Origin of the sequence: Polaromonas sp. A23 (genome assembly GCF_002001015.1) — a bacterium.
In the GTDB taxonomy this organism is placed as follows: Bacteria; Pseudomonadota; Gammaproteobacteria; order Burkholderiales; family Burkholderiaceae_C; genus Polaromonas.
The window spans coordinates 1-23,062 of record NZ_MUNO01000028.1 but is presented as its reverse complement, the minus strand read 5'-3'; the positions used below and the strand labels follow the sequence as shown (position 1 = coordinate 23,062).

At 61.4% G+C, this 23,062-nt stretch carries 25 protein-coding genes and 2 pseudogenes; 7 read left to right on the top strand and 20 right to left on the bottom strand.

The genetic code is table 11. The features are described from left to right. Window positions 1–4: 4 nt before the first annotated feature. The 5 genes from B0B52_RS15900 (at window position 5) to B0B52_RS15880 (ending at window position 4,437) form a co-directional block, all read left to right on the top strand. Entirely contained in the window at window positions 5–1,018 is a 1,014-nt protein-coding gene (locus tag B0B52_RS15900; RefSeq protein WP_077594669.1) for a branched-chain amino acid ABC transporter permease, read from the top strand. Beyond that, window positions 1,018–1,770 carry an ABC transporter ATP-binding protein gene (locus tag B0B52_RS15895; protein ID WP_077594640.1) on the top strand — a complete coding sequence of 251 codons (753 nt, stop codon included), beginning with the start codon at window positions 1,018–1,020 and terminating at the stop codon, window positions 1,768–1,770. Before B0B52_RS15900 ends, B0B52_RS15895 begins: the two co-directional genes overlap by 1 nt. A gap of 19 nt (window positions 1,771–1,789) precedes the next feature. Then, a complete protein-coding gene (locus B0B52_RS15890; RefSeq protein ID WP_077594639.1) occupies window positions 1,790–2,503 on the top strand; it encodes an ABC transporter ATP-binding protein in 714 nt (237 codons plus the stop codon). Then, window positions 2,504–3,154 carry a maleylacetoacetate isomerase gene (gene maiA / locus B0B52_RS15885; protein WP_077594638.1) on the top strand — a complete coding sequence of 217 codons (651 nt, stop codon included), beginning with the start codon at window positions 2,504–2,506 and terminating at the stop codon, window positions 3,152–3,154. Between the two features lie 131 nt (window positions 3,155–3,285). Further along, the gene (locus tag B0B52_RS15880; RefSeq protein WP_077594637.1) at window positions 3,286–4,437 is read left to right on the top strand and encodes an ABC transporter substrate-binding protein; all 1,152 of its coding nucleotides are present in this window, start codon (window positions 3,286–3,288) and stop codon (window positions 4,435–4,437) included. 282 nt (window positions 4,438–4,719) lie between these two features. Here the strand turns inward: B0B52_RS15880 and B0B52_RS15870 are convergent, their stop codons facing one another. The 6 genes from B0B52_RS15870 to B0B52_RS15845 all read right to left on the bottom strand — a co-directional run bounded on the left by B0B52_RS15870 (window position 4,720) and on the right by B0B52_RS15845 (window position 9,807). Further along, on the bottom strand, window positions 4,720–5,610 hold the full coding sequence (locus tag B0B52_RS15870; RefSeq protein WP_077594635.1) for a M23 family metallopeptidase: 891 nt from the start codon (window positions 5,608–5,610) through the stop codon (window positions 4,720–4,722). Window positions 5,611–5,618: 8 nt separating this feature from the next. Next, on the bottom strand, window positions 5,619–5,840 hold the full coding sequence (locus B0B52_RS15865; protein ID WP_077594668.1) for a hypothetical protein: 222 nt from the start codon (window positions 5,838–5,840) through the stop codon (window positions 5,619–5,621). A gap of 148 nt (window positions 5,841–5,988) precedes the next feature. Continuing rightward, on the bottom strand, window positions 5,989–6,411 hold the full coding sequence (locus tag B0B52_RS15860) for a hypothetical protein (RefSeq protein WP_077594634.1): 423 nt from the start codon (window positions 6,409–6,411) through the stop codon (window positions 5,989–5,991). Window positions 6,412–6,422: 11 nt separating this feature from the next. After that, window positions 6,423–7,265 (bottom strand): cyclopropane-fatty-acyl-phospholipid synthase family protein, encoded by an 843-nt coding sequence (locus tag B0B52_RS15855; protein ID WP_077594633.1) that lies wholly within the window; start codon window positions 7,263–7,265, stop codon window positions 6,423–6,425. Window positions 7,266–7,305: 40 nt separating this feature from the next. Then, window positions 7,306–7,821: a DUF3592 domain-containing protein gene (locus tag B0B52_RS15850; RefSeq protein ID WP_077594632.1), complete on the bottom strand. Its 516-nt coding sequence runs from the start codon at window positions 7,819–7,821 to the stop codon at window positions 7,306–7,308. Between the two features lie 204 nt (window positions 7,822–8,025). Continuing rightward, complete coding sequence (locus tag B0B52_RS15845) at window positions 8,026–9,807, bottom strand: glutamine--tRNA ligase/YqeY domain fusion protein (protein WP_077594631.1); 1,782 nt, start codon at window positions 9,805–9,807, stop codon at window positions 8,026–8,028. A gap of 148 nt (window positions 9,808–9,955) precedes the next feature. Between B0B52_RS15845 and B0B52_RS22730 the strand changes: the two genes are divergently transcribed. Further along, a complete protein-coding gene (locus B0B52_RS22730; protein WP_077594630.1) occupies window positions 9,956–10,372 on the top strand; it encodes a hypothetical protein in 417 nt (138 codons plus the stop codon). A gap of 151 nt (window positions 10,373–10,523) precedes the next feature. On the opposite strand, the gene B0B52_RS15835 is transcribed toward B0B52_RS22730, so the two are convergent. The 14 genes and pseudogenes from B0B52_RS15835 to B0B52_RS15770 all read right to left on the bottom strand — a co-directional run. Further along, a complete protein-coding gene (locus tag B0B52_RS15835) occupies window positions 10,524–11,114 on the bottom strand; it encodes a DUF3455 domain-containing protein (RefSeq protein ID WP_168173566.1) in 591 nt (196 codons plus the stop codon). 141 nt (window positions 11,115–11,255) lie between these two features. Further along, window positions 11,256–11,684: a hypothetical protein gene (locus B0B52_RS15830; RefSeq protein WP_077594628.1), complete on the bottom strand. Its 429-nt coding sequence runs from the start codon at window positions 11,682–11,684 to the stop codon at window positions 11,256–11,258. Between the two features lie 139 nt (window positions 11,685–11,823). Further along, window positions 11,824–12,411: a DUF3455 domain-containing protein gene (locus B0B52_RS15825; RefSeq protein WP_077594627.1), complete on the bottom strand. Its 588-nt coding sequence runs from the start codon at window positions 12,409–12,411 to the stop codon at window positions 11,824–11,826. Between the two features lie 281 nt (window positions 12,412–12,692). Beyond that, window positions 12,693–13,238 (bottom strand): DUF3455 domain-containing protein, encoded by a 546-nt coding sequence (locus B0B52_RS15820; protein ID WP_077594626.1) that lies wholly within the window; start codon window positions 13,236–13,238, stop codon window positions 12,693–12,695. A gap of 258 nt (window positions 13,239–13,496) precedes the next feature. Further along, on the bottom strand, window positions 13,497–15,089 hold the full coding sequence (locus B0B52_RS15815) for a tetratricopeptide repeat protein (RefSeq protein ID WP_077594625.1): 1,593 nt from the start codon (window positions 15,087–15,089) through the stop codon (window positions 13,497–13,499). 44 nt (window positions 15,090–15,133) lie between these two features. Then, window positions 15,134–15,871, bottom strand: a complete 738-nt coding sequence (locus B0B52_RS15810; RefSeq protein WP_371327404.1) for a DUF924 family protein — start codon at window positions 15,869–15,871, stop codon at window positions 15,134–15,136. 57 nt (window positions 15,872–15,928) lie between these two features. Further along, window positions 15,929–16,786: a LytTR family DNA-binding domain-containing protein gene (locus B0B52_RS15805; protein WP_077594624.1), complete on the bottom strand. Its 858-nt coding sequence runs from the start codon at window positions 16,784–16,786 to the stop codon at window positions 15,929–15,931. Then, window positions 16,783–17,832, bottom strand: a complete 1,050-nt coding sequence (locus B0B52_RS15800; RefSeq protein ID WP_077594623.1) for a sensor histidine kinase — start codon at window positions 17,830–17,832, stop codon at window positions 16,783–16,785. Before B0B52_RS15800 ends, B0B52_RS15805 begins: the two co-directional genes overlap by 4 nt. Further along, window positions 17,829–18,134 carry a 2TM domain-containing protein gene (locus B0B52_RS15795; protein WP_077594622.1) on the bottom strand — a complete coding sequence of 102 codons (306 nt, stop codon included), beginning with the start codon at window positions 18,132–18,134 and terminating at the stop codon, window positions 17,829–17,831. The genes B0B52_RS15800 and B0B52_RS15795 overlap by 4 nt, the downstream gene beginning before the upstream one ends. A 71-nt stretch (window positions 18,135–18,205) precedes the next feature. Next, the gene (locus B0B52_RS15790; protein WP_077594621.1) at window positions 18,206–19,189 is read right to left on the bottom strand and encodes an alpha/beta hydrolase; all 984 of its coding nucleotides are present in this window, start codon (window positions 19,187–19,189) and stop codon (window positions 18,206–18,208) included. After that, window positions 19,186–20,214: a dienelactone hydrolase gene (locus B0B52_RS15785; RefSeq protein ID WP_077594620.1), complete on the bottom strand. Its 1,029-nt coding sequence runs from the start codon at window positions 20,212–20,214 to the stop codon at window positions 19,186–19,188. Before B0B52_RS15785 ends, B0B52_RS15790 begins: the two co-directional genes overlap by 4 nt. A 23-nt stretch (window positions 20,215–20,237) precedes the next feature. After that, window positions 20,238–20,531, bottom strand: a complete 294-nt coding sequence (locus tag B0B52_RS15780; RefSeq protein ID WP_077594619.1) for a 2TM domain-containing protein — start codon at window positions 20,529–20,531, stop codon at window positions 20,238–20,240. A gap of 15 nt (window positions 20,532–20,546) precedes the next feature. After that, window positions 20,547–21,059: pseudogene (locus B0B52_RS22850) on the bottom strand (DUF6622 family protein); the annotation flags it as partial. Window positions 21,060–21,101: 42 nt separating this feature from the next. Beyond that, window positions 21,102–21,509, bottom strand: a pseudogene (locus B0B52_RS15770) (DUF2306 domain-containing protein); the annotation flags it as partial. 259 nt (window positions 21,510–21,768) lie between these two features. Here B0B52_RS15770 and B0B52_RS15765 point away from each other — a divergent pair. Next, a complete protein-coding gene (locus tag B0B52_RS15765; RefSeq protein ID WP_077594618.1) occupies window positions 21,769–22,602 on the top strand; it encodes an undecaprenyl-diphosphate phosphatase in 834 nt (277 codons plus the stop codon). The last annotated feature ends 460 nt before the right edge of the window (window positions 22,603–23,062 follow it).

Sequence of the window (23,062 nt, the reverse complement as noted above, 5' to 3'; positions counted from 1 at the left end):
AACCATGAACTCACTTCTTTCACGTCCCAGCACCTGGGTTCCCTTGCTGGTCTTGCTATTGCTGGCCACCGTGCCTTTCGTCGCGCAAGCCACCGACCAGCCATTTTACGTAGCCTTCTTCGCGCGCATCATCATCTACGCCATTGCCGCCTGCGCACTGAACATGGCGCTGGGTTACGGCGGGCTGGTGAGCTTCGGCCATTCGCTCTTTCTCGGGCTGGGAAGTTATGCCGTCGGGCTCGCCTCTTTTCATGGTGTCGGCAGCGGCTGGATGCACCTGGCGCTGTGCCTGGGCGCGTGCGGTCTGGTTGCGCTGGTCACAGGCGTCATCAGCCTGCGCACCACCGGCATCGCCTTCATCATGATCACGCTGGCCTTCGCCCAGATGGGCTACTTCCTGTTCGTGAGCCTGAAGAACTATGGCGGCGATGACGGCATGTCCATTGCATTGCCCAGCCGTTTCGGCCCGCTCGACCTGTCGTCCGCGACCAACGTCTACGTCGTGGCCTTCGTTGTTCTGGTGTTGTCGATCTGGTGGCTGGCCAGGCTGCGCGTTGCGCCCTTCGGCATGGTGATCCGTGGGGCCAAGCAGAACACACGCCGCGTCAAAGCCGCCGGCATTCCGGTGCTGCGCTACCAGCTGCTGGCCTATGTGATGTCGGGCATGTTGTGCGGTGTGGCCGGCCTGCTGCTGGCCAACCTCAATGCCTTCGCCTCGCCCAGCACGCTGGCCTGGTCGGTCTCCGGCGAGCTGATCGTTATCGTGGTGATTGGCGGTCTGGGTACGGTGTTTGGCCCCTTGATGGGCGCGCTGGTTTTTCTTGGCCTCGAAGAAATCCTCAAAGGCTTTACCGAGCACTGGATGGTCATCTTCGGCCCGTTCATTGTCATCGTCACGCTCTTGGGAAACCGCGGCATCGTCGGCCTGCTGCAGCGCTTTGATTCACGGGGAAAACCGGCTCAAAGAGCCACCCCCTCGGTCGTTGCGACGACGGGTACCGCACAGGGAGCCCTGTAATGGCCAGCGTACTTCGCACTGAATCCCTCACCAAACGCTACGGCGCGCTGCTGGTCACCGACGCGGTGTCGCTCGACATCGGCGAGGGCGAACTGCACGCCATCATCGGCCCCAACGGTGCCGGCAAGACCACGCTGATCAACCAGCTGTCAGGCGAGCTCGCGCCGAACAGCGGCCGCGTCTGGTTCGATGGCGCGGATGTGTCCGCGTTGCCTATCCATGAACGCGCGAAGCGTGGCTTGTTGCGCTCGTACCAGATCACCTCGATCTTCGAAGACTTCAGCGTGCTGGAGAACGCCACGTTCGCGGCGCTTGGCTCACGACAGCATGCCTTCAGGTTCTGGACTCCGATGCTTGCGAGCAAGGAGGCACGCAAGTTTGCCGAAGAAGCACTCGAGGCCACCGGCCTCGCGCATCGACACAACGTGGCGGCCGGCGACCTGGGTTACGGCGAACGCAGGCAACTGGAGCTGGCCATGAGCCTGGCCGCCGGCCCCAAGTTTTTGCTGCTCGATGAGCCCATGGCCGGCATGAGTGTTCAGGAATCCGCCGCCGTCATCGCGCTGCTGCAGCGGCTGAAGCGCCAGTACACCATCTTGCTGGTCGAGCACGACATGGATGCGGTGTTTGCGCTGGCAGACCGCATCAGCGTGCTGGTTTACGGAAAAATTTTATTCACCGGCACACCCGATGAAATTCGCAACCACCCGGAAGTGCGGGCGGTCTACCTCGGCGAAGAAGCCGAAGCATGAAGCGGGCAAGGAAAAAGTCATGACGCCATTTTTATCCGTCAAGGGCCTGCAGGCCTCGTATGGCCATGCGCAGGCACTGTTCGACATTTCATTCGATGTGGGCCCAGGCGAGGTGGTGACCCTGCTGGGGCGCAATGGCATGGGCCGCTCCACCACTGTCAAATGTTTGTTTGGCATGCTGCCCGTGGCCTCCGGAAGCGTGTGGGTTGCCGGTGCCCGTGTGGATCATTTGCCTTCGCACCGCATCGCGCGCCAGGGCCTGGCGCTGGTACCCGAAGGCCGGCAAGTGTTTCCCAACCTGACGGTCGAAGAAAACCTGGTGGCGACCGCGCGCGACGACAAAAAGAGCAATGGCAAGACCTGGGAACTGGAGCGTACCTACGCCTTTTTCCCGCGCTTGAAAGAGCGCCGCAATAATTTGGGATCGCAACTTTCGGGGGGTGAGCAGCAGATGCTGGCCATCGGCCGTGCGCTGATGACCAATCCGCGGCTGCTGGTGCTCGACGAAGCAACGGAGGGCCTGGCCCCCGTGATTCGAAACGAAATCTGGCGCGCGCTTGCTGATCTGAAGAAGGAGGGCCTGTCGCAGATCGTCATCGATAAAAACGTGAAAGCGCTGATGGGCCTGGCCGACCGGCACTTTGTGATTGAAAAAGGCTGCGTTGTATGGCAAGGAAGCTCAGACGAGCTGCGCGGCCGTCCTGAAATTGTTCACCAATACCTGGGGGTTTGAATGGCCCGCGTTCTTCACACCTACTTTCGCAGCTCGGCGGCCTACCGCGTTCGCATCGCGTTGAATCTGAAGGGCCTGGACGCAGAACATGTCTTCGTTCACCTCAATCGCAACGGCGGAGAGCAGTTTGACAAGGCGTTTATGGCCATCAATCCGCAAGCGTCAGTACCGGTTCTGAGCGAGCCCGGGATTCAGTTGAGCCAGTCCCTGGCCATCATGGAATACCTTGATGAGGTGTACCCGCAAAATCCCCTCTTGCCGTCGTCACCGGCCGACAGGGCTTTTGTGCGCCAGCTTTCTTTGGGAATCGCCTGCGATATTCATCCGCTCAACAACTTGCGCGTTCTGAAATACCTGTCCGAGTTCATGGATGTTTCGGAGGAGAAAAGAAGCGAGTGGATCAAGCACTGGATCACCCTCGGCCTTGAGGCGCTTGAACAGCATCTGGAAAGACTTGATCGGCACGGTGATTTCTGCTTTGGCAACGTTCCCACGATGGCTGACTGTTGCCTGGTGCCACAAGTCTTCAGCGCGCAACGCTTCAATGTGGATCTCTCCAGATGCAGGAAGGTGATGGCTGTCTACGCGGCATGCCAGGCGCTACCCGCTTTCGCGGAGGCTCAGCCTGCGCGGCAACCTGATGCTGAATGACCATTGCACCACTTTGGCGCTTGAAATTGCTGGTCGAGGGCAATTCGGGCAGCGTCAATGTAATACCTTGGGGTTTAACCCATTTGAATTACGTTTCCCTGGTGGTGTACTGCTGATTTTTAGGAGGCTGTATGGCTCTCAACTTCTCGCGCTTCACTACCACCATGGCAGCACTTGCGATCCTGGCCCTGCCGATTTCCAGCCACGCCATCGAACTGGTCTTTGGGCAGGTCGCCTCACAGACCAATCCGGCCTCGGCCTCGAACGCCAAAGGCCTGGCAACGGGTATCCAGGCCTATTTCGACAGGGTCAATGCGGGCAACACCCTGCAGGGCAACAAACTCAAGCTGGTCACGCTGGATGACAGTCTGCAGGGCCCAAAAATGGTTGAATTGACCCAGCAGCTCATCGGCGACCCGGCGGTGATCGGGCTGTTGGGCTTTCTCAACAGCGCCGGCCTTGCTGAAATCGCCAAGCAGGACTTGCCGAGCAAGAACGGCATAGCGCTGATTGCGCCGCTGCAGGGCGATAAAAACGTGATTTCTGCCGCTAATGTGTTTCCCCTGCGCAGCGGCTACGCGGATGAAGTTGGCAGCCTTCTCAAGGAAGCAAAGACTTGGGGCAAGGACTCGCTGGCCATCGTCAACATGAGCATTGCCTTCGGTCCACCCCTTGCGCAGTTGACGACCCAGCTCAGCGGTCCACTGGGCGTCAAGATCGCAACGCAGCAGGTACTTGACGCCGCGCCCGACAAGCTGGATGCGAGCGTTCGCGCGGCCGTTGCCGCCATCGCAGAGAAGCGCCCCAAGGGCATTATTTTGCTGGCTGCGGGAAAGCCTGCGTTTGAATTCGTCAAGGCGGTCCGCGACGTTCCTGGTGGTGCGGTGCAGATCTATGGCTTGTCGGTGCTGCAGCACGACGGCCTGGTCAATGCCACTGGCAAGGATAAAGCTCGTGGCATCGTCTTGAGTCAGGCCGTGCCTTTCCCTTTCGTTCCTTCCAAGGCGGTTATCACCGAGTATCAAGCGGACATGAAGAAGTACGCCGCTGGCGAGGCCTTGTCTTTCGCAAGCCTCGAGGGCTACATGGGCGCGAAGATCGCTGTGGAAGCTGTCCGGCGGGCGGGCAAAACGCCGACCCGCGCCGCCGTGCTGCAAGCCTTGTCCAATCTGGGGGAATACAACCTGGGCGGTGTCTATGTCAACTACACAGCCAACCAGCGGACCGGCTGGGGTGGTGTAGATCTTTCTATCATCAATTCCAGCGGCAGCCTTCAAAAGTAGATTGGCAAATAGCGATCGCCGCTCAAAGCGGCCGGAGCGGTCGAAGTGGCCGAAGTGGCCGAAGTGGCCGAAGTGGCGCATTGCGAAAGTGGTGCGCCGCTTTTTCTTTGCGCGTCCGGTGGACTTGCAGCAGACGTCGGCAGCAAAAATCGACAGGCAGGTTGCTATGTTTTCAGGAGCTGCTTGACCCCGTGTTTATTGGGCAAACGGCACATTTTGCTTGAAATTATTGGGTAAAACGGCAAAAACGAGGTTTTGGGCCGTCTGGCGCGCGCTGGTCGCTCAAGCCGCCAAAAACAGCGCTGGGTCCACCATGGTGCGGTTCAGCATCACGCCCCAGTGCAGGTGCGGGCCGGTCACCCGGCCGGTGGCGCCCACGGCGCCCAGGCGCTCGCCGGTTTTGAGCATGTCACCGGTTTTGACGTCTATGGCGCTCAGGTGGCACACCATGCTCAGCAGCCCGCCACCGTGGTCCAGCCACACCGTTTGGCCGTTGAAGAAATAGTCGCCGGTGTCAATCACCCGCGCCGGCAGCGGCGCCACCACCGGCGTGCCCGTGCCGGCGGCAATGTCCATACCGCTGTGCGGGTTGCGCGCCTGGCCGTTGAAGACGCGGCGCAGCCCGAAAGAGCTGGAGCGCCGCCCCGGCACTGGTACCCGCATGCGCAATGTGTTTTGTAGTGGGGGTTCGCTGAAAGTCGCCATCACTGTCGCCTGGTGCGCACGCTCCCGCTCAAACCGAGCCTGGTCTTCGGGCGAGAGATCCACCGTGCGCGGCGGCACGGTCAGGCGCTGCTCGCTATAGCGCTTGGGAGCAATGGTGTAGGCCAGCTCACGCGACGCGCCTTCGCCGGCCTGCACAACAATGTGCGCCTCGCCGGGCTCTGCCGAAAGCGCCACCCCCACCAGCGCTGTCCAGTGCGAGGTGTCGCCCAGCACCAGCAAGGGCACCGGGCCGTCGCCGCCTGGCAGGTGGGCCACCGGCCGCGTTGGCGCAGCACCCAGCGGCAGCCGCGCAATACCGCCGGGCACCTGCAAGGCCCGCGGCCAAACGCTGGCTTCAGCAGGCGTTGCCGCCCAACCGCCGGCCGGAAGCGCGAGCAAACCCAGGCCGCCCAGCAGGGCAGAGCGGCGGGTAACAGAAGGGGCCGGGTAAGGCGGGCGGGCGAACATGCGCCTGATTATTCCTTGACTTCCCAGGTGATCTTGCCGTCGCGCAGGTAGTCGTTGAACTGGCTGATCGGAATGGCCGCCACAGCCGCCACGCCGTCACCGGCGTCCCAGCTCAGGGTGGCACTGTCAGGCTCCAGCCCAACTTCGATGCGGCCCGGTGGAATGGGAATGGGCGCGCCGTCACCGGGGGTGAAGGTTACGTCGTGGGTCACTGTGGCGAATTGGGGCATGGAGGTCTCCTTGGAGGTTTGAACGGCCGTATGGGGGCTGAAAAACATCCTACGCGCAGCAAGAGGAGTTGTGTGTCGGCAAAAGACGATTCTGGGCGGCGGGCGTTGCCGCCGTGTGCAACGCCGGCACGGGGGCGGTAAGGCCGAGCTAGCTGAACCTGAAGGCTATAAAAACGAAGGTCGACACCAGGCCGATCAGTACGACCGCGACAGCCCAGCCCGGCACCGCATCACTACCGCCGCTCGCACGCATGGCGCCAATCATGCGGATCGTCTCGTCCCGGCGAGCACGCGAGACAAAGAGCAGACGCAGGATGACAGCCAGGCTGCAGCACATGAAAAACGCGCCTATCAGCATGAAGCCCCACACCTCGGTGTGGAAGGCAGAAGCGTTGGGGCCGTCAGCTGTGGCAGTGGCCGCAGCATGCCCTTTGAACTGGATGACAATTTCCCCGCTTTGCAGGCCATTCAAGCCCAAAAGAAAAAACATGATGCCGGCCACGCCCGTTGCGACGATGATAAGCACGATGCCAAGCCAACCCCTCAGCTTCAGGTGGGTGAATTGCTCCATCGCGGCGTCCTCTAGCTGCAAGACGCGCCCGCCGCGCGCCTGAAGGTCTGGCCCTGTGCCAGCGCCATATTGCCATGGGCCTCTTTGATGCGGAGCGCATCGCCCTCCGCCTGCAAGACCAGCTCACCGTGCCTGCCTGCGGGTGTACGCAGCTCGGTGCCGTTGATGGTGCCTGCCAGTTCACGCGTACGCTCGCGCCACGCCAGCGTGCCTTCAAAGGTTTGGTACTTCTGCGTCAGCTTGATGCTGGCACCGCGCAGCAGGCCGCTCGCACACCACAAGCCTTCCACCCGCGCAGGCACCGTCCACAGGTGCACCTTGCTCGACTTCTCGCGCCCCACCGCCTTGTTGGGCACCGGCACAACGGTTGTGCGGTCAGGCGCCCAGTCACCCATGTTCCAGTCGTGCGAGACGATGCGCGTGCCCGGCTTGAGTGCAAGCAGGGAAGGGCGCAACTGCAGGTTGACTTCTTGCAGCAAATACATGGTGATCACCGTGGCCTGCGAGAGGTCGGTCTTGAACAAATCCTCAACCCGAAACTCCACCTTGTCTGCCACGCCGGCAGTACGTGCATTGGCTTTGCTACGCACCACCAGCGCGGGGTCAATCTCCACACCCAGGCCGGTGGCTTCAAATTTCTTCGCCGCAAGAATCACGATGCGCCCGTCGCCGGAGCCCAGATCAATCACGTGGTCGCCGCGCTTGACGTCTGCGACGCTCAGCATCTCGAGCGTGACGTTGTCGGGGGAGGTGATGAAGGGGACTTCTTCGGTGGGTTGGGCGTGAGTCAGCTGCGACGAGAAAATCGCAGCCAGTAGTGGGAAGACTCTTCCCGTGCAATGGCGGATTAGCATGTGTACGTAAAGGTCAGATTTGAAACCCGTAGAGAGTGTTTTATTTGGCTGTGCTTGGCCACATAACGCGAGCAAAATAGAGCACCAGCATCGAGATGGAAAACATAAACGCGGTCATTAGCATTAGGCTTTGCGAAAATTCGGTCGGCCATTCCAATACGCGAGCTCGGTCTGGCTGATCGGGCAGGTAGAGCACGTGGACCTCTCGCCCTAGCCAGAACTGCTGTTGCGCCGCGCTGGTCAGCGGCTCTCCAATGCTGGCCTTAAGAATGACGGGGCCGTTTGGCGTAGTGAATGTCACATTGGGGTGATATCCGGTGTGCCTTTCCGGATTCTTACCAGTGGCCTGGAAGAATCTGAAACCAGTGACTAGGCCTTCGGCCTTAATCCCCTCACGGCTATAGCGCGTGTTTAATTGATATTCGCGGAAAGTCATTTCTCCGAACAGATAAGCAACATACAGAGCACAGCAGGCCATCAGTATCAGCAATGCCGCATATCCCTGTCGTGCCGAATGGCTAAGTTTGGAGATTTCGGCTCTATCAATTAGTTGCATACCACCCTTTCATGTGCAAAACATATGCTGCACGATGGGCATCAGCATCTAGATCTCTCCGTCGACTAAGAGTTTCGCGAGAGCAGAGAACAAGTACGCATGCAGCTGGTGCCGTAAAAAATGCACGGTCGCTGATTTTTCAGCAGGCATTGGGCCCTGCAATCACCGCGATTGCCTGCTTTGGTCTGGCCAAGTGGGTGACTCTCACTTAACCCAACTGTCCTTCATTCCCGTCACCCGATTGAACACCGCTTTCCCCGCAGCGTGATCCTTCAAGTCAGTGACAAAGTACCCATGCCGCTCAAACTGGAAACGCTGGCCGGCTGTAGCAGATGCCAGTGAAGGCTCCACATAAGCCGTCACCACGCTCAGGCTGTTAGCGTTCAGGTTCTCCAGAAAATCCTTGCCATCCGCTTCGGGGTGGGCTTCGGTAAACAGGCGGTCATATAGGCGCACTTCGGCCTGCACCGCATCGGCCACGCCGACCCAGGTGATGACGCCCTTGACCTTGACGGAGTCTGAGCCGGGCGTGCCGCTCTTGGTGTCGGGGATCAGGGTGGCTTGCACTTCAGTCACTTTGCCGCTTGCGTCTTTGGTGGCGCCTGTGCATTCGATGACGTGGCCGTATTTGAGGCGCACTTTGTTGCCGGGGAAGAGGCGGAAGAAACCTTTGGGCGGCGTTTCTTCGTAGTCGGTGCTTTCAATCCACACCTCTTTGCCGATCTTGAAGTTGCGTTTGCCCAGGTCGGGCAGGTGAGGGTGCACGGGGGCGGAGCAATCATCAAGCTTGCCTGCGCCCATGACTTCGTCCCAGTTGGTCAGCACCAGCTTGACCGGGTCGAGCACGGCCATCGCGCGGGGGGCAATCGGGTCCAGCGTGTCGCGCAGTGCGCCTTCGAGCGTGCTGTAGTCAATCCAGCTGTCGCTTTTGGTGACGCCAATGCGTTCGGCAAAGAGTTGGATGGCTTCGGGCGTGTAGCCGCGGCGGCGCAGGCCGACGATGGTTGGCATACGGGGGTCGTCCCAGCCGCTCACGCGCTTTTCGTTCACAAGCTGCGCAAGCTTGCGTTTGCTGGTGAGAACGTAGGTGAGGTTCAGGCGCGCAAATTCGTACTGGCGCGGGTGTGGGCTGGCAATCAGGCCGCCTTCTGCCAGGCGGTCGAGCAGCCAGTCGTAAAACGGGCGCTGGTCTTCAAACTCAAGTGTGCAGATGCTGTGGGTGATCTGCTCCAGCGCGTCTTCAATCGGGTGGGCGTAGGTGTACATCGGGTAGATGCACCATTTGTCGCCGGTGTTGTGGTGGTGCGCGCGGCGAATGCGGTAAATGGCCGGGTCGCGCATGTTGATGTTGGGGCTGGCCATGTCGATCTTGGCGCGCAGCACGGCGGCGCCGTCGGGCAGCTTGCCGTCGCGCATTTCACGAAAGCGCGCCAGGTTCTCGGCCGGGCTGCGGGTGCGGAAGGGGCTGTTGGTGCCGGGCTTTACAAAGTCGCCGCGGTTGAGGCGCATCTGCTCGGCGGTTTGTTCGTCCACATAGGCGTGGCCGGCTTCAATCAGGTACTCGGCGGCGCGGTACATGAAGTCAAAGTAGTCGCTGGCCTGGAAGAGGTTGTTTTCTCCGTTGTTGTGCCAGTCAAAGCCCAGCCACTGCACGGCGTCCTTGATGGAGTCGACGTATTCGGTGTCTTCTTTTTCGGGGTTGGTGTCGTCAAAACGCAGGTGGCACACGCCGCCGTAGTCGCGCGCCAGGCCAAAGTTGAGGCAAATGCTCTTGGCGTGGCCGATGTGCAGGTAGCCGTTGGGCTCGGGCGGAAAGCGCAGGCGCACCTTGGCGGGGTCCGGCTGGCCGGCGGCGTGGTGGGCGGCGTCGCCGGGGCTGCCGCCCCATTTGCGGCCGGCGTAAGTGGCAGCGTTCAGGTCATGTTCGATGATCTGACGCAAAAAATTGCTGGTTTTGGGGGTTTCTTTGTCTGCAAGGGGGGTCATGCGCCTGATTCTAGGGGGTGGGCGTATGTAAAGCCGGTTTGGGCGTTACTTTTGGGTACGCTCTTAACCGTGCAGTGGGTAGGCCATTAACGGGCTGGAGCGTTTAATTCCTACATGGGCACTTTCTGCCCTACTCAAGGAGAAAGCAATGCTTCAGTCAACACTTCAAGCCGCAACACCCCGGCGAACCCTTCTGATGGCGGGTGCAGCTGCAGCCTTGGCCCTGGGGGCCCTCGGGTTTGCAGGTGGCGCCCACGCGCGCAGCGATGTGCAGTTTTCTGTCGGCGTGGTGTTGCCCGGCGCGCAGATCGGTGTGACCAATGCCTACCCGGTGTATTCACAGCCTGTCTATCACCAGCCGGTGTATGTGCAGCCCCAGCCTGTTTATTACCCGCCTGCACCGGTTTACTACCAACCACGGCCGGTGTATTACCAGCCTCGCCCGGTGTATTACGAACGTCCCCCCGTGTATGTGGTGCCGTCGTCGGGGTATTACCGCGGGCACCGGGGCCACGGACATGGCCACCACCGCGGCCATGGGGACCATCGCGGTTATGACCGTTAAGTACCGTTAAGAGTCATTGTGTAAAGGCCCGCTGCCATGCGGCCTGCACCAGCAAAAAAGCCCGCAGGCTTCAAGCCTGCGGGCTTTTTGTTTGAGCGGGGCTATTGGGGCACTTGTTGTTGGCTCAGGTCGCGGCACCTCAGAGAGCGCTTCAGGAGCTCTTGGCGCGCCAGAAAATATAGTCGGCTTCATAAGGCACCGTTCTGCGCATGCCCAATTGCGGCGCGCTGCAGGGGATGGCGGCTACCCAGCCGCCAACGGTGCGCAGGCGCTGCACGTAGCTGATGTTGTGCAGCATGCCGGGCGTTTCTGAAGGCTCGGCCTTGTAGCGCTGCAGGGTCAGGTTGGGCTCGCCGTTCGGCACTTCAATGAATTCGCGGGACATGACGCTGGAGCCGTCCTGGTGCGCCCAGGTTGCGCGTACGCCGGGTTTGTGGGTAATGCGGTTGCCGTAGGTGTCGGTAAGGGTCACACCGGGGCTGCGCAACAGCCATTCGTATTCGTAAGGTGCGCGTTTGACCGCCTGGCATTCGTACATCAGCTGCCCGTTGCTGGTGGCTTCAATTGCCACCTGGTAGCCTGCGGGCACGCGCACGGCTTCGGGCAGGTCGTTTTGTGTGTTGTAGGGTTTGAGCGGCCGGTAGCCGCAGGCGCCCAACAGCGCGACGCTACCTGCGGCAAGCAGCAGGCAGGGCAACAGGCGGCCGGAGGAAAAAGGAAGACGGGCAGCTTTTGTTTTCACGGCAAATTCCTGTGATGAGGAAGGGTGCCGGGGCATCGTAACTTGCCGGGGCCATTTTTGGCGCTTTTTTACTGTCGCGCAGCAGACGCTCAGCCCCTGCCACAAGCGGTTTCAGGGCAGCGCCGTAAAACTATAGATTGCTTACCCGAGCGTCACGCACGAAAGATCGTACGCATCGACTGCTTTTGGCTTCGTGCCGTTATCGGCGCCAATGTTGCAGTTCTTCAACACCTTGTTCAGGCCTGAGGGTTTGCCCTGCAGCACATAGTTGATGGGCTGCAGGCGCTCACCGGAAAGCATGAGGCTGGCCACGCTGACTGCGGGCTCGTTAATCAGCACCCACTGGGTGCTGCCGTCGCTGCGGGCCACGCGTTCGTAAAGCAGGCTGTCGTCTCCGTGATGGAAGACGCCAGAAGCGGGCGCAGGCGCAGCGGCATGAGGCACATAGGCAGAAGGTGCGGAGATCGGGCCGGAGAAGGTGGCGATCATGGCCGCGGTGCCGCTGACCACCAGAAGGGCCAAACCAATGCCAACGCTGATGACGCGAAACGTGTGGTGCGTACTTTTCATGGCGGATCACTCCTTCCAGCAGGGCTGGCACTTCAGTAGACAGCAGGACCGGGCGGTTTTTTGTAGGAAACCGTCTATTGCCGGGGCCGGTGCGAAGCCCGGCATGGATAAAAGGCGGTTCATGGGATGGATCAGGGGTTTAAACCGGGCGCCAGAAGATGTAGTCGGCCTGGTAGGGCAGTGTCACTTTTTCAGCAGCGTTCATCGTGGTGCAGGGCTTGGTTTTTTCAACGCCGCCTTTGGTCTTGATGCGCTGAATAAAGCTGACGCCCTGCAGTGCGCCTGCGCTTGGGGAAGGTTCTGCACGCGACAGTTGCAGTGGCAGGTTGTACTCGCCGTTGGAAGCGACGCTGACCTGGTTGCCGACGATGCGGGAGCCGTCAATGTGGGTCCAGGTGGCCGGTGGGCCGGAGTAGGCAATCACGTCTTTGCCGCTGAGGTCCAGCAGGTTGGCCCTGGGGCTCATCAGCACCCAGGCGTAGGGGCCGGCAGGGGTGGCGCGGCATTCGTAGTCAAGCACGCCTGCAGCGCGCGTTTCCAGCGCAACCTTGTGACCGGAGGGAACCATCACGGACTGGGGCAGGGTGTCTTGTGAATACTCTTTGGGCAGCGGCAGCTTGTTGCTGGAACAGGCGCCCATGATGAGGGCTGTGCCGATGGTCATCAGGCTGGTGCAGAGCAGGCTTTTGCCGGCGATGTGCAGTGAGGTGGTGTGGGTGCTTTTCATGCGGAGTTTCCCGTTTGAGGTTGTAAGTTCGAGTTGAACCGCGTCGGATGTAACCGTATGTAGGACGCCGCGCATGGGCGTTGCGAGTGAAAAACGCTTTCGCAAAACACTTCGGTTTTACGGGCGCAAAAAAGCCCACAGGCAACGGCGCTTGCCGCAGTCAGCGGGCTGTAAAAACCGGCTCCCGAGGGGGCGGAGGCCGGTTGCTCACCATGAGGTGAACTCCCCGCGGGGAGCAAGCGAGGAGCCTGTGGGCCTTCTTGCTTACATGGCCTTCTTGCTTACATGGCCTTGTAGAAGATGTAGTCGGCCTGGTATTTCACGACTTGTTTGGCTGACAGGTTTGCGACGGTGCAAGGAGCGGCGGGCGCAACGCCGCCCTGTGTGTTGACGCGCTGGATGTAGGTGACGCCTTGCATGGCACCCGAGCCCATGGCGGGGTTGCCTTTGACCAGCTGCAGCGGAATGCTGCCGGGCATGTTGGGCGCTACGGCGAGCTGCACGGCCGTCAGTTTGGAGCCGTCCATGGCTTCCCAGGTTGCGGGCGGGCCGTAGTACTTGCCCACCTGTTTGCCGCCGCGGTCCATGAGCTTGGCGTCGGGGCCGACAAACACCCATTCAAACTGGCCGGCCATGTCTTTCTTTGCGTTGCACTGGTAGGTGATGTCGCCCATGCCCACGGTTTCCATGGCGACCTTGTTGCCGGCCGGCACTTGCACGGTGGCGGGCAGGTTTGCCTGCGAGTAGCTGGTCATCATCGGCGCCATGCTGCCGCAGGCGGCGATGAGCGAGACGGCGGCAGTAGCGATAGCGGTACGAATCATCATGAAGGTAACTCCAGTTAAGTGAGTGAGCTGGCAGGCGCCAGTTGCTTGTTGTGAATGCGCTCGTGTCGGCGTGCCGCATGGCCGGACGGGAGTCCGGCCATGCGGCAGCGCCTGAGAGGAGTACGGGGTGAGTTGCCGGCCGGATTCAGGCCTGGGCAGTTCTGGCGTGAAAAAAGTCACCAGAGTCGCACGGTGACGGGACCGAAGCGTTGTGGCGGGCGTTACCGGACTTTCACTCCGCCGCTCGCATCATTCGGCTCAATGCGGCCCGGTGCCGTCCAGCCGGCGCCATAACATCATGCGTCCCGGTACATCCTTGCCCTGCTCCAGGCGGCACTGTATGTTCATGTTGCTCAATATCCCGAAGCCATGGTGCGTTGCCATGCGGATCATGTAGGCCATGGAATGTGCGTAACGGCCGGTCGGCGTCAGCTGGTAGCCAGGGGCAGCCCCCGATGCCAAACCACCCTCGTCATTCAGCGCATCAAGGGATTCGATTGAAAACGCAAACAGCCCGCCCGGACGCAACAGTCTCTGTGCCTGATCGAACAATCCGTCCAGTCTCCCAACGTAAATGAAAACATCTGCGGAGATGAGAACGTCATAACTCGCAGGCGCTTCGTTTTGCATCATGGATACCAGATCCATGTGCTCAAGCCGCGAATAGATGTTCCGGGCCCGGGCCTTGGCGAGCATTTTGCTGGAGAGGTCAACGCCCACCAGCTCTCCTGCATGTGCGGCCAGGGCGGAACCGGACAATCCGGTCCCGCAACCCAGATCCAGGACAGACCATTTTCCAGCCCCTGGAACGGAGAACTTGAGCACCATCTCAGCCAGCTTTTCCGGCACGTTGTAGTGAAGTGTCCGGACCAGGTGCGAATCAAAATGTTGCGCGTACTCATCGAAAAGTTGTTCGACATAGCCTCGTGGCGCACTGTCGGGGCTTTCTCCCGAGAGTGCCGCCACCAGATGAACAACCGGACTGTCGGGCTGCAATTCGACAACCTTCCGGTAACAGGCAAGGGCTCCCGGTTGATTGCCGTTGCTCAACAGGGCATTTCCGAGGAGCCGATGCGCTGCGGCATGACCGGGTTCGAGTGCAATTGCGCGTCGATAACACCCGATGGACTGCTGGTTTTTCCCGAGCATGTCCAGGGCGTCGCCAAGATTGACATGTGCATCAGCGTTGTCGGGTTCGAGAAGAGCTGCAGCTTCGTAACACTCTGCCGACCTTTGATGGTGGCCAAGATTGCGATGTGCATCACCCAGGATTTTGTGGGAGGAAACTGCTGTCGGTTCTAATGCCACGGCCTTGGTGTGGCACGAAATGGCTCCCTCAAAATCCTGCCGGTTGAACAGCAGGTTGCCCAGGAAAAAATGAAACTCTGCCGATTCCGGGAAGACAAGAATTCCTTTCCGGATCAGTGCCTCGGCCTCTCCAGTTTGTCCGGAATGAAGCAAAAAATCGAAAAAGTCACGGTAAGCAAATTCAAAGTCCGGTTTGAGTTCCAGTGCCCTGGTGAAATGCCTGATGGCGCCGGGCTGGTCATCGCGCGCCTTTGCAATGGTGCCGAGCATGTAGTGTGCGTCCGCAATGGCGGGATCAATCGACAAAGCCTTGTCCAATGCAGCTGCAGCCTGCTCGTGATGCAGTTGTCCGGTCAAAGCGAAACCCAAACCAAGATAGGCTTCAACAAACTCTGGATTGATGGATACCGCCTGGCTATAGCAGGCCACCGCCTCGTCCAGTTCGTCCAGATTCAGGTGTTTGTCGCCCTGCTTTTTGAAGGTGACTTCAGGAACGGCCTTTGACGATCCCGATACGAGCAGATTTTTCAACTTGGTGAACATGTCACGCCTTTCAAATCACGGGTGTGGGCGTGAAATGGTTGCCCCTATTGCCCGAAGCGCGGGCCGTTCTTCAGGAAGTCGAATTCCAGCGCGGTGTTGGTGCGTCCCAGTGCGGAGTTGCGATAAGGGAAGCGACCCAGGCGGGCAATGATGTCGCGGTGCTGGCGCGCGTAGTCGAGAGAGCTTTGCGCGCTGGCGCGCAAATCGTCCGGCACGGCGGCTTCCAGCGCGGTGAAACGTTTCACGGACTCCTCCTGCAGCGCCAGGCTTTCGGCATGCATGAGCGGCATGTACAAAAACACGCGGCCCATCCACGGCAACTCTGCGTCAAAACCGCGCGCCAGTGCGTCGGTCACCAACTGCTGGGCACGCTCATCGCCGGCAAAGGCTTTGGACTTGCCGCGAAAGATGTTGCGCGAAAACTGGTCGAGCACAATCACCAGGGCCAGCCGGCTTTGCGGGTCAGCTTCCCACTCGGCCAGCCCGCCGGACTGTGCCAGCGTCACTTGCGTACCAAACTCTCTGCGTATTTCGTCGTCCAGTTCTACGCCACCGGTGAACCAGCGTTTGACCGTGGATTCGTTGAACCAGAAGTCAAGCACCGACTGCGGCGTGACTGGCGCTGCCGGAGAAGCCTTCGCTGAAGTAGCAGCAGGCGATGCGGTGGATGCGAAATCGGAAGGAGCTGTTGATCGATAGGACGATGTCATGCCCGGCATGATGCCAGCATCGCCGCTGCTGCGCCGGGCTTGCTTGCGCCCCAACAAAGGGCACAGGGACATGAGACGCTGGAGGTTGACACTGTCTTGAAAACCCTTTATCGGCCCGCGCCGGGGCGGCTACAGGGCCCGGAACAGCGAGCTGTAAAGCCGGCTGACCGCTAGCTTTTCCGGACGGCCGCGCAGGCTCAGCGTGAGTTTGCCGGCTTCGTCCCGGCTGACGGTTTCAATCGCTGAGGCCTGCACCACGGTGCCGCGGTGAATCTGCCAGAAACTTTGCGCGTCCAGCTGGGGCAGCAGTTCCTTCAGGGGCGTGCGTATCAAGTACTCGTGGCCGGCGGTCAACACCCGCACGTATTTGTCGGCGGCTTCAAAGTAAACCACCTCACCCACCGGCACCATGCGAATGCTTGTGCCCACGCTGACCTGCAGCACTTTCAGGGGACTGCTTTCAGGCACGGGCGTGCGGGTTGCAGCCAGCAGGTGGCGCAGCTGCTCCAGGGTCTGGTCGAGTGCGCCGTTTTGCTCTGCTACTGAATTAATAGCTGCTGGCACCCGTGCAGAAAGGGCTAGCTGCACTTTTGATACGGTTTTTTCAAGGCGCGCCGCTTGCAGCGGCTTGAGCAGGTAATCCACGGCCTGTGTTTCAAAGGCCTGCACGGCGTATTGGTCGTAGGCGGTCACAAACACCAGCGCCGGGAAAGGTTTGCCCTGCGGCCATTCGTCAGCCAGCTCGGCGGCGGCGTCCAGGCCGCTTTGGCCGGGCATGCGGATGTCGAAGAACAGCACGTCCGGCTGCAGCTGCAGTGCCTGGGCCACGGCCGAAACGCCATCGCCCACGCTGGCCACTACACGCAGCGTGGGCCAGGCACGGGCCAGTTCGGCCTGCAGGGCCTGAGCCAGCAGGGGTTCGTCTTCGGCAATCAGTGCGGTGGCCGCGGGAGCGCCGTTGAGACCGCTGGGGCTGTTTGAGCTCATTCTTTGTAAGGAAATCGGGCCGTAGCCCTTGTCCCACCTTCGGAAGAAGCTACCAATTCAATAGCAGATTCAAGGCCGTAGGTGCTTGCCAGCCGCTCGCGCACCTGGGCGACCCCAAAGCCCGGCCGGTCTTCGGCGGCACCTGACAGGCCCACGCCGGTGTCCAGCACTTCCAGGACCAGCGTCGGGCCGTCACGCCGCGCGCTCACGGTGATCTGCCCGCCTTCGATCTTGGGCTCCAGCCCGTGCTTGATGCTGTTTTCAACCAGGGGTTGCAGCAGCAGCGTGGGCACGGGATGCTGCGCCAGCTCGGGCGGCAGGTCCAGCGTGTAGGAAAGGCGCGGCCCCATGCGGATGGCCATGAGTTCCAGGTAGTCGCGCAGGCGGTCGAACTCGGCCTCCAGCGTGTGGGTGGCGCTCAGCGAGGCGCCCAGCGTGGCACGCAGGTAGGCAATCATGTGGTCCAGCATGACCTGCGCGCGCTGCGGGTCGGTGGCAATCAGCGCCCGCAGGTTGGCCAGCGTGTTGAACAGCATGTGCGGTTCAAGCTGGGTTTCAAGCAGCTTCAGGCGCGCCTCGTTGGCGTGCTGGTGCGCCTCATTCATCTTGCGGATGAGGTAGGCGCTTTTGTTGATGGTGTAGAAGTAATAGCTGCCCGTGACGCCGGCCAGCACGGTGATGAGAATCGAGGTGCGCAGCTGGCCTGGGCCGTTGGGGGGAGGACGGGCGCCGCTGGGATACCAGCCGTAATAAAGGCACAGCTTGTCGGCCAGCCAGGTACCGATCAGGTAGCCCAGCGCTATGCCAGCCAGCACCAGGGCCAGCCCGGCCCAACCTTGTGGCCAGCCGGTTTCTGCGCTGGAGGGGAAAAACTCGCGACCCAGGTCAATCACGGCCCAGGTGATGCTGGCGATGAACAGCGAATACACCAGTGGCGGGCCATAGGGTTTTTCCGGCGTGAACGCGTACTGGATGGTGGCGATGGCCAGCGCAAACGCCAATACCTGCAGAAGATGGCGCAGCTTGGCGATCCAGTCGATTTTCATCGGGGTGTGCCGTCGCCGTGCTGGCGCTGCAGGCGCTCGCGTTCCTTTTGCACCATGCGTTCCCGCAGGCTGCCATTTGCGCCCAGCACAAAGACCGAGATGCCGTGCAGCACCACGCCCAGGCCCCAGCCCAGCAGCGGGAACAGCGACCAGGGCCGGCTGCCGAAACCATATTCCGAGGTGGCGAACACGATCAGGTTGATCAGCACATAAAGGAAGGCGTGGAAGTACCAGCCCAGCTTGGCGCTGGTGCGCCTGTGCGCCATGCGTTCTATCTGTTCGGAATTCAGTGGGGTGTTCATAGGCGAAGGTGTTGAAACATTCTATTGACGTTTTCACCGTTCATGGGTGCCGGGCGTTACAGGGGAGCACCTCAGGTCCGGCAGGCCTGGATGACGGCGCCCAAAGCGGCGCTGTCGAGGGTAAGGCCCATGTGGTTGACGCCTGGCACCAGCGTCACCGGCACGGTTTTGCCTGCGGCGGTGAATACGTCCGCAAAACGGTCGGCCCGGAAAAGTTCGTCGTCACTGCCGGCGACGATGTGCATGGCACCGCGGGCGCCGCGGATGTCGTCCACATAGTCGTTGTGCGGGCCGAAACCGTTGGCGAGGGTGTATGAGTACGAGGGCGTGAGCATGGGGCGCGCTGCGTCGTCCAGTGCGAAATTGAGTACGGGCAGGTGATTCCAGGTGGTCATACCGGCGAGGTTGATGAAGTGCAAGCCCAGGAACCGCGGCAAGCCCATGGTTGCCCATCCGCCGTCATCAGGCCGGGCGGTCGGCGCGTCGTGGCGCAGGTAGGGCGACAGCAGCACATAGCGGTCAAACAATGCTTGTCTGGCGCCGCCGGCGAAGCGCAGTACAAAGCCGCCGCCGCGGGAGTGGCCCAGCAGGGTGCTGGGGCCGGCATGCGGCACGGCGCGCATGAAATCTTCCACGTCGTCTTCAAGTTGGCCCACGTAGGCAGCCTGGCCGCGCGGGCCGGAGTCGCCATGGCCGCGCATGTCGAGCGCTGCCACTTCAAAGCCGGCGCCGGCCAGGGCACGTGCCAGCACATGCATGCTGCGCGCCCGCGCCGACGAACCGTGGACCAGCACCACACGGCGCGCGTTCTGTACATTGCCGGCGGCCGCATAGTGCAGCCAGGCCATGGCGGTACCGTCACGCGCGGTATAGCGGCGCGGGAAAGGCACGCCTGAAAAATCGGCTTTGGCAAACGGGTCGTTGACGCTGGCCAAAGGTGCAATCGGCCCCGGCCCGCCAAAGGTGATGGCGGCGGCCAGCGCGACCATCAGGAGAGCCACCGCGGCGAACAGGACGAGCCCCAGGGTGCGGGGAAGGCGGCTTGAAGTGTTCATGGTGCGGGCGGCAGGTGTTGGCGAAAGAAGGCCGCTATTTTGCGGTCTATCTCAGGCAGCGTGTTGCGGTCAAAACCGGGCGGGTCGCCCAGCAGTTCAGCGGCGATCGTGTCGGGCTTGAATGGCGGCAGCGGGGACAGCATGGCGCCGTGGCCCGCACTGGGCAGGTCCGCAATGATGGTGCACGTCGTGCATACCGCGCGTACGGCATCGATGTGAAACCGCGGCACCTGGTTGATGTCCTGACGAGCTTCGATAAGCCCCAGCGGAATCCGCGGCGCGGCCAGGGAAGCCATGTCGAAGTCGGCGGCAAAAGGCACGCTGGCTATGGCGGCGTGGATGCGCGGGTCATGGTGGCTGTACCAGCTGGTGTCGTCAAAACGCTGGCGAATCACACCCAGCGCCACGGTTTTCTTGAGCCCGTCCAGGATGTTGCCGCGCAGGCGGGTGAAAAAACCCACACATGAAGAAAAGTCGTCGGCAATGTGAGCTTCGCAGTGACGGCGGAACGCTGCAGGCGACCAGCGCCCGCCGGCCACTGTCAGCGCGGTGTGCCCACCTGCGGATCCGCCATAAACGCCGACTTTGTCCAGTACCAGCAGCGGTGCGAACTGCGGGCTTTGCCCCACGGCGTCGATGGCGCGAGACACTTCGGCTGGACGCAGCTTCCAGCTGATGGGGCCAGGGTCGGTGAACTGCCCGGTATGGTCGCCCCGGTGCTGGGGGAAGGCCACCACGAAACCGGCCTGCACCAGCGTGCGCGCCACGTCTGTATGCACCCAGGGGTTGCCGCCCGAGCCGTGCGAGATGACGATGAGGCGGCCGTTGCCGCGGACCGGCGTGCCCTGCCAGGCGAGCTGCAGGGCGAAAGGCCCGCGCTGCAGCGCCTTGTCTTCACCGCTGGAAGGGTAAAAAACGCTGACCGGACCGTCGCCCTCCGGGCCGGGCAGCTCGGTGAGGCCCACGCCTGCCTGCGCACGTCCGAAGGCCAGCAGGAAGACGCAGGCAAACAGGTATTTTTTCATGGCGGTTTTTTCTGTGCCTTCTCTTACCAGGGGTCGCGCTGCAGGTCCAGACGCTCGCGTTCCTGCTGCACCAGGCGCTGGTGGAGGCCGCCCCCGCCCGTCACGAGGAAGACCACGAAACCGTGGACCGCCAGGCCTATGCCCCAGCCGAAGGCCGGGAACATGGCCCAGTGGCGCTCGCTCATCGCCGAGAGGACTGCCAGCAGGATGTTGACGATGATGAAAACGGTGGCATGGATGTACCAGCCCATTTTGGCGCCTGCGCGCTTGCGGGCGAGTTGTTCGAGGGTTTTGTCTTGCAGGGGAGTGGCGTTCATGGTGAGCTCCTTTTTTCAAGCGTTGAGGACGGGAAGGGTGGGGGCGGGGCGCAGGGCCAGGCGAACCAGGCGGATGGCGCGGCCGGCAAAGATGCCGCTGAAGACGCCATAAAGTGTGCCGATGGCCAGGCTGAAGTTGGCGTGTACCTTCAGTTCCGGGTGCATCACCAGGCTCACGCCAACAACGTACTTGGTCAGGAAGATGGCCATGATCAAGACCATGGGAATCCAGCTGCCCGGAAGCTGGAACTTGCGTGAGGCGTTGTCGTAGCGGGCGCCGGCCGGGAGCGGGAGCTGTGTGACCACCAGCACCAGCAAGACGGCTGTGGCCAGCCAGCTGCCTAGCACAGTGGGTGAGGTTCCGAAGGCCGAGATGGTGCCGTACAGCGAGAAGGCGCCCAGGCCCAGAGGCAGGATGACGATGCGGGCCAAGCCCACGGTGCGGCTGCGGGTCTGGCCGAAGCCGAGTACCAGCAATGCGGCCAGCAGGCCCCAGACCCAGAGGGGTGTGTTGATGAGAATTTGAGCAATCATGGGTGTTCCTTGAGGAGGTTGGTAGGTTGGAGAAATCAGTCCGAGCCACTGGCCGAAAACCAGGTTGCCGAGGTAGCGGCCGGGCAGCAGGGTGAAGGCACCCGCCACCCCGCAGGCGCCGATGTACAGGCGCTGCATGGTCTTGCGGTGGCCCTCGATGCTGCCTTTGGCGAGGAACCAGAAGGCCAGGATGAGCATGCCGTACACCACCGGAATGAGTATGTGGATGGGGGTGTAGCCGGCGATGTTGGGCAGGCGGTAGTCTCGGATGAATATGGCCGAAGTAGCGGCCACCAGCATCAACGTGACCCAGGCATAACCGGCAGCGCGGTGCAGCCGGGGACGGTGCGCACCGGTTTTACGGGCCCACAGAGCGACCGGGCCGGTGGCTACAGCGCCAAGGATGGTGGTCAGATGAACGGCAATAACGGGCGACATGTCCATGGGGCTTCTCCTGTAGTGGATGAAGCGGACTTTGCCGGAGCGCCGCCGCTAGCGCGAGGGCGGTGCGACGAAATGCAGAAAGCGGAGCGCGAGTTGCGCCGTAATGGCGCGAAATGCGGGGCTCAAGGACGCACGAGAACCGCAGGAGTTGTAATGAGACGTGTTTTCAAGGGGCCGATTGAGCCCCTATTTCGGCCGCGTAGCGCCCGAAGCGCCAACAGGCAGCGGCGATAATTCCCCCTTACTTTCTGGAGCATGAGTGGATATTGCATTGCTGATCAAGGCGGCCGTCATGGGCGTCGTCGAGGGTTTGACCGAGTTCCTGCCCATTTCATCCACCGGCCACCTGATTCTTGCGGGCGCACTGCTGGGCTTTGACGACGACAAGGCCAAGGTGTTTGACATCGCCATCCAGACCGGGGCAATTTTTGCAGTCATCCTGGTTTACTGGCAAAAGCTGCGCGACACGCTGGTGGCACTGCCCACCGAAAAACAGGCGCAGCAGTTTGCGCTCAATGTCTTCGTGGCTTTTGTGCCCGCCGTGTTGCTGGGCCTGCTGTTCGGCAAGGCCATCAAGGCCAACCTGTTCACGCCGGTGGTGGTGGCCAGCACCTTCATCATTGGCGGCTTCATCATCCTGTGGGCCGAGCGGCGCCAGCAGAACAACCCGGCGGTGGCGCGTATCCAGGAAGTCGAAGCGATGACGCTGATGGACGCGCTCAAGGTCGGCCTGGTGCAGTGCCTGGCCATGATCCCCGGCACCAGCCGCAGCGGCGCCACCATCATCGGCGGCATGCTGCTCGGCCTGTCACGCAAGGCGGCAACCGACTTTTCCTTTTACCTGGCGATTCCGACGCTGATAGGCGCCGGCGTCTACAGCCTGTACAAAGACCGCGCTTTGCTGTCGATGGCGGACTTGCCGATGTTCGGTGTCGGCCTGCTGTTTTCATTCATCAGCGCCTGGCTGTGCATACGCTGGCTGCTGCGTTACATCGCCACCCATAGCTTTGTGCCTTTTGCCTGGTACCGCATTGTTTTTGGTGTGGTGGTGCTGGTGACGGCCCAGATGGGCTGGGTGACCTGGGCCGGCTGAGTTTTCGTTCGCACGTACCAGAGAAGCTGTCATCCCGGACTTGATCCGGGATCCATGTTGGATAACTTGCACAGCCTGGTTCACCAGCAAGCCGGGTCTCGCCCCGGCGGGCGACTCACTTTCTCTTGCTTCGCCAAGAGAAAGTAAGCAAAGAGAAGGCGACCCGATGGTCTGGGTCCCTGCGCTTCGCTACGGGCAACCTGTGGTGCTCGCCGAAAGCGGGGTCGAGCTCGAACTCGCTTCGCTCAGACAATCGCTCGCCCTGATCCGCTTTCCGCTGCGCTCCTCGGCCCAGCCCGACGGGTGGGGGAAGGCAATGCGGGGACAAATCCGGAGTCCTTGAAGCGCGCAGCGCTTCAAGGACGGCACTCCCAACGCACAGTCATGTTTGCACGCGAGCGCAGCGCACGCGGCCAAATGAGGCTCCCTTCTCTCGCCCAGCGGGGCGAGGGAAGGGAGC